Here is a 470-nt window from a genome sequence, read left to right as displayed (position 1 = left end):
ACAAACACCACAAAATAAAACTTGGTTTCAGGGTACCGCCGATGCTGTTCGCCAAAGCATGCATCACTTTGTTAGACATGATTTTGATTATTTTTTAATACTTTCTGGAGATCAGCTTTACCAAATGGATTATGATGAAATGGTAAAAGCTCATAAAAAAAGTAAAGCCGAAATATCTATTGCAACCATTCCTGTTAGTGCAAAAGATGCGCCTGGTTTTGGTATTATGAAAGCTAACGAAGAAAACGTTGTAACCTCGTTTATTGAAAAACCAGATGCTAGTTTACTTCCTGATTGGGTATCAGAAGTAAGTGACGACATGAAAAACCAAGGCCGTAATTATTTAGCATCAATGGGTATTTATATTTTTAACAGAGAACTTCTTGTTAAATTAATGGAAAACCCTGATACTATTGATTTTGGGAAAGAAATTATACCTCAAAGTATAGAAAATCATAAAACTGTTAGCT

Annotated in this window: 1 protein-coding gene; it reads left to right on the top strand. The window is 33.6% G+C overall.

Annotation, left to right across the window (positions count from 1 at the left end):
• The coding region (locus FUA24_RS04105; RefSeq protein WP_246146947.1) for a sugar phosphate nucleotidyltransferase at window positions 1-470 on the top strand (470 nt) is incomplete at both ends.

Source organism: Seonamhaeicola marinus (genome assembly GCF_008085455.1).
The sequence above is the reverse complement of the archived record's forward strand: the minus strand, read 5'-3'. Positions and strand labels throughout refer to the sequence as shown.